Genomic DNA, 9,123 nt, shown 5'->3' with positions numbered 1-9,123 from the left:
CACCTGCGCGGCATCGCGCTGCTGCCGCGCGATGCGGCTCCGTGGCGCGCGCCGCCGGCCTGGCAGCCGGCCGACACCGCGCTGCCGCTGCCCGTGAACGAACCACCGCTGTTCCGCGTCGACACCGCGCTGCGCCCCGAGGCCTTGCTGCATCGTCGCGACCGTCTGCGCGAGACCGAACCCGCCGCGATCGTCGTCGCAGCAGCCGATGGCACGGCGGTGACCGCGGCGCTGCGCACACCGGCGAATGCCGTCCCGTGCGTGGACTTCGACCCGATCGTCCTGCCGCTGGCCGCGGTGCTGATGATCGCGAGCTGGTATCGGCCCAGGGCGCGTGCGGTGCGGGCTGTCGCGCAGGCCGCCGTGGCCGTCGCATTGCCGCTGTGGCTCGTGGTCGGCCTGCGTATCGGCGACGACCTGAGCCGATCGGCACAGATCGCGATCGGCCTGACCGCCCTCCATGTCGCCGTACTCGCGCGCAGCGACACGGCCCAGCGCTGGCGCTGGTTCGGCGGGTGGCGGGCCTTGATCCATGCGGCCGCGGCGCCGCTGCTGAGCCTGCTGATCGTGCTGGCGCTCGGCCGTCCGAACGGCCAGGCCGCGGTCGCGCCGGCGGCCGCGGCCGGCTATCTGCTCTGGGCGCTGCTGCAGCAATACCTGATCGGCGCCGTTTTCGCCGATCGTCTGCGCCTGGCCGGCCTGCCGCTGCACTGGACCGTGCTGGCCGCGGCGACGCTGTTTGCGCTGCTGCACGCGCCGAACGCCGCACTGATGCTGGCGACCTTCGCCGGCGGCCTGCTCTGGAGCACGGCCTGGCTGCAGGAACGCAGCCTGCTGCCGCAGGCCGTCTCGCACGTCGCCGCGGCGCTGGTACTGACCTCGGGCCTGCCGCCGGACTGGCTGCGTTCGGCCGAAGTCAGTCTGCGTTTTTTCCTCTGACCTCAGCGGCCGCGCGCCGACGTCGCGCCAATGTGAAAAACGCCGCAAACCGCGCAACCGGCCGTCTCCTGCGGCGGCCCTCGGAGCCGGCCGGCATGCCCCGCCGACGCCCCCGTCTCGTCTGGCCGGTGCGGGACGGACGCGTTGGCCGCCGACCGAGGCGCAGCCCGCAGATTCGGCAATCCGATCGCGCAACTGCCGCCGGATCGGCCTGTGGACCGAGGTCCTGCGGCGTACCCGTTGCGGCCGCACTGGGGCTACACTGCGGATCGCAAGCAGGGGGTTGTGATGTCCTCGATCACGGAACTGCTCGATCGCTGGAAACGCGGCGATCGCAGCGTCGAAGATGCGTTGGCCACGGATATCTATCCGGTGCTGCGCGAACTGGCGCGTGCCCAGGTCCGGCGCCACGGCGGCGCCCTGACGCTGCGCGCGACCGAGCTGGCCAACGAAGCCTACGAACGCCTGCACGCGCAGCAGGGCGTGAACTGGCAGAACCGCGCCCATTTCCATGCGATCGCCGCGACCTTGATGCGCCGCGTCGTCGTCGACTACCTGCGCGAACGCCAGGCCGAGAAGCGCGGTGGCGACCAGCTGTTCATCGCGCTGGACGACATGAACCAGCGCGAGGCGCCGTCGCAGGGCGATCACGTCGACTGGCTAGCCGTCGACCAGGCCCTGACCGAGTTCGCCCAGGCCGCGCCCGAAGCGGCCCGCGTCGTCGAGCTGCGGCTGTTCTCCGGATTGACCAAGGAAGAGATCGCCGAGGTCTGCGGCTCGTCGCGCGCCACCGTCGGCCGGCAATGGCGCTTTGCGCGCGCCTGGCTCGCGGAACGGCTGGACGTGGTGCCGGGCGATGAAGACGCCGGCTGAGCGCATACGCCGGCTCGGGGAGCTGTTCGACGAGGCGCTGGATCTCGATCCGGTCGCCCGCGAAGAGCTGATCCGGCGCTGCCGCGCCGACGACGCCGGACTCGCCGACGAACTCGCCCGGCTGATCGAGCGCGACCAGAGCCTGCTCGGCAGCGAGCCGCGCACGGCGCTGGGTCTGGTCGAGACCAGCCTGGACGCCCTCGACGCCGACGCGCTGCGCCCGGGACTCAAGTTCGGCAGCTACACGCTGGAACAGGAGATCGGCAGCGGCGGCATGGGCCGCGTGTTCCGCGCCACACGCAGCGGCCCGGATTTCAGCCAGGAGGTCGCGATCAAGTTCGTGCGCCGCGACCTGCTGCATCCGGCCCTGCTGCGGCGCTTCTCGACCGAGCGCGCGATCCTCGCCGCGCTCGACCACCCGGGCATCTCGCGTCTGATCGACGCCAACACCACGGCCGACGGCACGCCGTACGTGGTCATGGAGTTCGTGCGCGGCCAGGCCATCGACGGCTGGGCCGACGCGCGCACGCTCGGCATCGCCGAGCGCCTGGTGCTGTTCCGCAAGGTGCTCGCCGCGGTCGCCCATGCGCACCGCAACCTCGTCGTGCATCGCGACATCAAGGCGAGCAACGTGCTCGTCAGCGACGACGGCGAGATCCGTCTGCTCGACTTCGGCATCGCCAAGCCGCTGGGCCGGCTCGGCAACGTCAACGCGACGCAGACGATGGACCGCTTCCTGACGCCGTCGAGCGCCGCGCCCGAACAGCTCACGGGCGGCCCGATCACGGTGGCCTGCGACATCCACGCGCTCGGCATGCTGCTGTACGAACTGCTCAGCGGCCGGCTGCCGTTCGCGTTCGCGCAGATGACACCCGGCGAGATCGAGACCGCGATCCGCCAGCTGCCGCCGCCGCCGATGGCCAGCCGCGTCGGCGATGGCGACCTCGTGCTGGCCCAGGCGCGCGGCTGTTCGACCGTGCGCGAGCTGCGCGATGCGCTGCGCGGCGATCTCGAACACATCGTGCAGCGCTGCCTGCGCAAGCTGCCGGCCGAGCGCTACGGCACGGTCGACCAGCTCGACCACGACATCGACTGCGTGCTCAAGGAACAGCCGATCCGCGAACGCCAGAGCGACCGCTGGTACCGCTGGCGCAAGTTCGTCTCGCGCCATCGCGTCGCCTCCGCGCTCAGCGCCGTGCTGTTCCTGACCATCGCCGCGGCCCTCGTCGCCATCGTGCGCCAGAACATCGCGATCACGCACGAACGCGACCGCGCGCAGCGCGCTGTCGGGCTGCTCAAGAACGCATTCGCGGCGGCCAACCCGACCGGCGTCACCGGTGCGAACGTGACGGCGCGCAGCGTGCTCGAAGCGGCGCGGCCTTCGCTGGAAGCCACGTTCGATACGCAGCCCGACGTTTATGCCGACCTGGCCGGCACCCTGGCCGAAGTCGAGTTGGCCGTCGGCCTGAGCCCGCAGGCCAGCGACCTGGCAGAGCGCGCCGTCCAGGCCGCCGAAAAAGCCGGCCTGCCGCCCGAACGCCTCGGCAACCTGCTCGTGCTAGAGGCGCGTGCCCGCACCAGCGCCGGCGAATACTCCACGGCCGAACAGCGCCTCCAGCGCGCCGCCGCGCTGGGCCTGCGCACCACGGCCGAGTGGGAGCTCGCCATGGGCATGCTGTGCTATCACCGCAGCGACACGCCCTGCGCAATCGGTTATCTGCAGGACGCCGTACGCGACACGCGACTGCGGCCGCCGTCGGACGACACGGCCGTGCTCGCGCGCCTGCAGCTGGCCGGCGCGCTGCGCACGGCCGACCGCAACCAGGAGGCGCTGACCTTGCTCGATCAGACCCTGGCCTGGCAGCACGCGGAGCTGGCGTCGGATCATCCGCGCCTGACCTTGGTGCGCCTGTACCGGCTCGACACCTTGCGACGCGCCCGCGGCGCCGCGGCCGCGGTACCGGAAGCGCGCAAGGTCGTCGCCGAGGTGGACCGCGTCTACAGCCCGACCAGCACGGTGTCGGCGCAGGCGCGCAGTTCGCTCGGCGTCGCGCTGACCGAAGCCGGTCAGCGCAGCGAAGGCGTGCAGGCAATCCGTGAATCGCTGGCGGCGTGGCGCAGTTCGCTGGGCCCGGATCATCCGAACACTCTGCGCACGGCGTTCAACCTCGCGCAGATGCTGACCGAGCTCGGCGGCAACGACGCCGAAGCCGAGGCGCTGTACCGCGACGTGCTCGACCGCGGTGAGCGTATTCGCGAAGAAAGCCGAATGCCTACGGCATTTTGGCGCAACAACTTCGCGCGTTTTCTGCTCAAGGGCCGGCGTGCGGCGGACGCACTGACCCTGCTCGTCGATCCGCTCAGCGAGGCGCAGGCGCGCGCGACGCGCGCGACCATCCATGCGACATACCAATCACTGTTGCGCGAAGCCGCCGAAGGCGCCGGCTGCGACGCGCAGCCCGTGCCGAATGACGTCGCCGAACGCTGCCGGCGCGCCGAGGAAGCGCTCGAGGTCAACGTCGAGGTGACGCCAGCCGCCGATTCCGGCAACAACGGCTGAGCCGATACACGTAGATTTTCCGCGTACGCTTGTAGCATCGGCTGGTGTGGCTCCGTCCGCACCGCGTCGGCAAATTCCCGCTCCACATTCCTTTTTCGTGACTGCAAGACCCATAGCCTAAGGGGGGCTGACCATGAACCGTACGATATTTACTCTTGTCCTAAGTGCCGCCGCTGCGCTGAGCAGCACCAGCAGCCATGCTCAGGTCGAATACTGCGACTGGCGCATGCGCTCGGTCTGCGAGTCCGGCTGCTACGTCTTCGTCGCGCCGTCGACCGACAACAGCTGCGACTCGGTCAACGCGCTGGTCATCGACCATGCGCCGGCCGACCAGCCGCCGCCGGACCCGCAGCTCAAATGCGAGCGGAACACCACCGGGTATTCCTGCACCGCCTGGCCGCAGGGCGACAATCTGAGCTACGCCTGGTCCGCGAGCGACAACTCCGCCGCCGATGCCTATCCGACGGCCGACGCGACCCGGGAATTCGACTGCAACGCCAAGGATGTCTCTGTCACGGTCGTCAGTCCTGCCGGTGCCAGCGCCGAGACCTCGGTTTCGCTGCCGGGCTGCAACTGACACGGAGATCGACCGCATCGCGTAACGCTTGGTAACAATTTCGGTATCGGCATCGTGAGCCCTGACGGGCTCGGCTTCCGAGTAGTGTCCATCGGGCTCCGCAACGCCCTGTCGCACCGCAGTCGTCACGCGCCCCCTGAGCGTGGCGACTGCGGCGCGGTATCCACTTGGCACTACCGTCCGGCCTACCGCGGGGGAAGCACATGCCGATCGGCTCCATTCTGTTGCGCTGCAGTCTCGTCGGACTTGCGGTCATTTTTTCGGGCGCCACCGGCGCCGCCAACCTGAGCTGCGCTGCGACCCGCGACGGCTATCGCTGCGAGGTCTGGCCGCAGGGCGCCGCCTTTCGCTACGAATGGCAAGCGACCGGCAGGACGGCCATCGTCGGCGACACGGCCGATCTGGCCCGCCGCCGCGTCGTCTGCGCCGACCATTCCACGACGATCGCCGTCAGCGTCATCACGCCGGCGGGCTATGTCGAAACCGCCACGCACCGCCTGCCGGCCTGCGCCGGCGCCAAACATCTCGACAGCGCCGCGCTCGCGGCTTCGCTCTGAGCATCGGCAGTTCCATGCCGCGGCCGCATCCCCGGTCGCCGCGCGGGCGCGTCTTCGGATCGGCGTCTGCGCTTCAGTCGTGACTGCCGCGCGAGCGGCCGCCTCTCTGCGGTACGGAAACCCGCCGTCGATCGTCGGCCGCATACTGACAGCTCGAACATCCGCGGCACGAATGACCGATGCCACTGCTAGGCGGGCATTCCTGCCTGACGATCGCAGCGGTTCTTCGGCGACGCTCGCGCCAATCCCGATCGGCGTGGCGCGGCATCCGACCGACGCGAAGCACCGGCCGACGATCATCGACGCCTGCTCAGCGCTCGGTTGTTCTGCGCTCCGCTGCTCTCCCCTGCCGTGCGCAACGCTGCATCGCAACAAGCGACGGGACGTTCCGCGACGCGAGCTCGCCTCGCCGCGCATTCGCTGCAACCTCGAACGCAGCAGAACCGGTCGCAACGACGCGCCGCAGCCAGCCGCTGCGGCTCGTTCGACGTCTCGCCGCTTCAGCTGCCTCGCTGACGCAAGGTCTCGAACAGCGCGATGCCGGTCGCGACCGAGACGTTGAGACTCTCGACGGCCCCGCGCATCGGTATCTTCGCGAGGTAATCGCACTGCTCGCGCGTGAGCCGGCGCAGACCTTCGCCTTCGCTGCCGATGACGATGGCCATGGGTCCCTTGAGGTCGACGCGAAAGAAATCCTGCTCGCTCTCGCCGGCCAGGCCGACCAGCCAGACACCGGCATCCTTGAGCGCGCGCAAGGTGCGCGCGAGGTTCGTCGCCGCGATGAAGGGCACGCGGTCGGCGGCGCCGGCCGAAGCGCGGCGCACGATCGGCGTGATGCCGACGGCCTTGTCTTTGGTGACGACGACGGCGGTCACGCCGGCCGCTTCGGCGCTGCGCAGGCAGGCGCCGAGGTTGTGCGGATCGGTCACGCCGTCGAGCACGAGCACGAGCGCCTCGCGTCCGGCCGCCTCGACCAGCGCGGCCAGGTCGGCCTCGCTGCGCGGGGGCGCCGCGCGGTACTGCGCGACGACGCCCTGGTGTCGCGCGCCGCCGGTCATGCGGTCCAGCAGCTCGCGCGTGCGGCCGTGCGGCTTGACGCCGAGATCGCGCGCGCGCTCCGACAGCTCCTTGAGCCGCGCATTCGCGCTGCCGGTCTCGATGAACAGTTCGATGATGTTCTTGGGATCGTGGCTCAGCGCGGCCTCGACCGAGTTGATGCCTACGAGCAGCTCATGGCTCATCGCCGCTTCTTCTCCTGGGTGTCTTCCGCAACGAGACGGAAATCGATCTTGCGCTCCTCGAGGCTCGCGCGCAGCACCTGGATGCGTACGGCGTCGCCGAGACGGAACTTCAGGCCGCGGCGTTCGCCGGTCAGCAGGTGCCGTATCGGATCGAAATGGTAATAGTCGTTCGGCAGCTGGGTGATGTGCACGAGGCCCGTGACCTTGGACTCGGTCAGCTCGACGAACAGGCCGAACGAGGTCACGCCCGAGACGATCCCGTCGAATTCGCTGCCGACGTGCTTCTCCATCCATGCGCACTTGTAGCGCTCGTCGACGTCGCGCTCGGCCTCCTCGGCGCGGCGGCCGCAGTTGGAGCAGTGCACGGCCATGCTGGCCATCGCCGCCGGCGAATAGCGGTAGGTGGACGGCTTTTCCTTGGCGAGCGCATGGCGTATCGCCCGATGCACGAGCAGGTCCGGATAGCGGCGGATCGGCGAGGTGAAGTGCGCGTACGCGTCGAGCGCGAGCCCGAAATGGCCGCCGCAGTCGGGCTGGTAGGCCGCGAGCGACTGCGAACGCAGCAGCACCGACTCGATCAGGCTCGCGTCGGGACGCTTCTGGATCTTCTTGATCAGGCCGGCGAAATCGGCCGGCTCCACTTCGGCGGCCGGCGGCATCTTCAGGCTGAAGTCCTTGAGGAACTCGAGCAAGTCCTGGTACTTGCCCTCCGGCGGCGGCTCGTGCACGCGGTACAGCGCCGGCATGTGCAGCTTGCTCAGATAGCGCGCGGCTTCGACGTTCGCCGCGATCATGCATTCCTCGATGAGCTTGTGCGCATCGTTGCGCGGCTCGGCGCCGAGCTGCACGACCTCGCCCGACGGCGCCAGACGGAACTTGACCTCGGCGCTCTCGAAATCGATCGCGCCGCGCTTCTTGCGCGCCTTGGCCAGCACCTTGTAGAGCTGGTACAGATGTTCAATATGCGGCATCAGGCTGCCGATCTGCGCGCGCGCCGCGGCGTCCTTCTCGCCGAGCACGCGCCAGACCTGGTTGTAGGTCAGGCGCGCGTGCGAGCGCATGACGGCCGGGTAGAACTTCGACTTGCGCACCTCGCCGTCGTGGTCGACCTGCATGTCGCAGACCATGCACAGGCGCTCGACCTTCGGGTTCAGCGAGCAAATGCCGTTGGATAGGGTCTCGGGCAGCATCGGCACGACGAAGCCCGGGAAATACACCGACGTCGCGCGCTTGTACGCTTCCTCGTCGAGCGCACTGTCGGGCTGCACGTAGTGCGAGACGTCGGCGATCGCGACGACGAGCCGGAAGCCGCCGGGCACCGGCTCGGCGAATACGGCGTCGTCAAAGTCGCGCGCGTCCTCGCCGTCGATCGTCACGAGCGGCACGCCGCGCAGATCCTTGCGGCCGGCGATCTCGGCCGCGGTGACTTCGGGCTCGACCTCGGCCGCGTCGCGCAGCGCCGCTTCGGGCCATTCGTGCGGAATGCCGTGGCTCGCGATCGCCATCTCGACGATCAGCGACGGCGTCAGCCGCTCGCCGAGCACGGCGAGCACGCGGCCTATCGGCCCGCGGTGCAGCCCCGGCGGCTCGGTGATCTCGGCGACGACGATCTGGCCCGAGCGAGCGCCGAGATCCTTGCCCGGCGCGATCAGGATGTCCTGGTGCAGGCGGCGGTCGTCGGGCGCGACGAGCACGAGGCCGTCCTGTTCGACGATGCGTCCGACCAGTCGCGGCGAACGCCGCTCGAGCACCTCGACGATGGCTCCCTGGCGCCGGCCGCGGCGGTCGACGCCGACGATGCTGCCGAGCACACGGTCGCCGTGCAACACCTTGCGCATTTCGTACGGCGACAGATACAGGTCCTCGCCGCCGGCGTCGGGCTTCAGGAAACCGTAGCCGTCGGGATTGGCGAGCACGACGCCGGGCACGAGATCGAGCTTCTGCGCGACGCCGTAGCCGCCACGGCGATTCTGGATCAGCTGGCCGTCGCGCAGCATCGCCGCGAGCCGCTTGGTCAGTGCGCCGAAGTCGCGTTCGTGGGTCAGCGACAACGCCTTCGCGATGGCCTCGGCGTTCATGAGCTGACCCTGTTCGGCCAGGAACGCGAGTATCGCCTCGCGGCTCGGGATCGGGTGTTCGTAGCGTTGCTGTTCGCGCTCGGCATAAGGATCGGAAGCCGCAGCGCCCGTCGCCGCCGGCGCGCCCTTGCGCGCCTTCGCCGGTGCCTCCGTTGCGGCGCCGCGTGCGCGCGGCGTGTCGGGCGTGTTGGCGGTGCCGCCGCGTGCGCGCGGCGCAGTGGCCGGCGTCTTCGCGCCGCGCGGCGATTCCTGCGTCGCCGTCGCGCGCTTGCGCGTGCGCGGCGCCTCGTCGGCGGCG

General features: G+C 70.0%; 7 protein-coding genes. 5 read left to right on the top strand and 2 right to left on the bottom strand.

The window, feature by feature from the left end:
• The 5 genes from NON22_RS15585 to NON22_RS15565 all read left to right on the top strand — a co-directional run.
• The coding region (locus tag NON22_RS15585) for a CPBP family glutamic-type intramembrane protease (RefSeq protein ID WP_257387871.1) at positions 1 to 939 on the top strand (939 nt) is incomplete at its 5' end.
• Between the two features lie 288 nt (positions 940 to 1,227).
• Positions 1,228 to 1,812: an ECF-type sigma factor gene (locus NON22_RS15580; RefSeq protein ID WP_257387870.1), complete on the top strand. Its 585-nt coding sequence runs from the start codon at positions 1,228 to 1,230 to the stop codon at positions 1,810 to 1,812.
• Positions 1,796 to 4,372: a serine/threonine-protein kinase gene (locus NON22_RS15575; RefSeq protein WP_257387869.1), complete on the top strand. Its 2,577-nt coding sequence runs from the start codon at positions 1,796 to 1,798 to the stop codon at positions 4,370 to 4,372. The genes NON22_RS15580 and NON22_RS15575 overlap by 17 nt, the downstream gene beginning before the upstream one ends.
• 133 nt (positions 4,373 to 4,505) lie before the next feature.
• Positions 4,506 to 4,949, top strand: a complete 444-nt coding sequence (locus NON22_RS15570; protein ID WP_257387868.1) for a hypothetical protein — start codon at positions 4,506 to 4,508, stop codon at positions 4,947 to 4,949.
• 203 nt (positions 4,950 to 5,152) lie between these two features.
• Positions 5,153 to 5,506, top strand: a complete 354-nt coding sequence (locus tag NON22_RS15565; RefSeq protein WP_257387867.1) for a hypothetical protein — start codon at positions 5,153 to 5,155, stop codon at positions 5,504 to 5,506.
• A gap of 500 nt (positions 5,507 to 6,006) precedes the next feature.
• On the opposite strand, the gene rlmB is transcribed toward NON22_RS15565, so the two are convergent.
• On the bottom strand, positions 6,007 to 6,747 hold the full coding sequence (gene rlmB / locus NON22_RS15560) for a 23S rRNA (guanosine(2251)-2'-O)-methyltransferase RlmB (protein ID WP_257387866.1): 741 nt from the start codon (positions 6,745 to 6,747) through the stop codon (positions 6,007 to 6,009).
• Positions 6,744 to 9,123, bottom strand: a 2,380-nt coding sequence (rnr, locus tag NON22_RS15555) for a ribonuclease R (RefSeq protein ID WP_257387865.1), incomplete at its 5' end; no start/stop codon positions are given. The genes rlmB and rnr, both read right to left, overlap by 4 nt.

Origin of the sequence: Tahibacter caeni (genome assembly GCF_024609805.1) — a bacterium.
GTDB classification, from domain to species: Bacteria; Pseudomonadota; Gammaproteobacteria; order Xanthomonadales; family Rhodanobacteraceae; genus Tahibacter; species Tahibacter caeni.
Note: the sequence above shows the minus strand (reverse complement) of the source record. Positions and strands in the feature narration are given on the sequence as shown.

Bases quoted from the DNA above. Each gene is read 5' to 3' on its own strand.
- NON22_RS15580 (WP_257387870.1), top strand. From the start codon at position 1,228: ATGTCCTCGATCACGGAACTGCTCGATCGCTGGAAACGCGGCGATCGC.
- NON22_RS15575 (WP_257387869.1), top strand. From the start codon at position 1,796: ATGAAGACGCCGGCTGAGCGCATACGCCGGCTCGGGGAGCTGTTCGAC.
- rlmB (WP_257387866.1), bottom strand. From the start codon at position 6,747: ATGAGCCATGAGCTGCTCGTAGGCATCAACTCGGTCGAGGCCGCGCTG.
- NON22_RS15570 (WP_257387868.1), top strand. From the start codon at position 4,506: ATGAACCGTACGATATTTACTCTTGTCCTAAGTGCCGCCGCTGCGCTG.
- NON22_RS15565 (WP_257387867.1), top strand. From the start codon at position 5,153: ATGCCGATCGGCTCCATTCTGTTGCGCTGCAGTCTCGTCGGACTTGCG.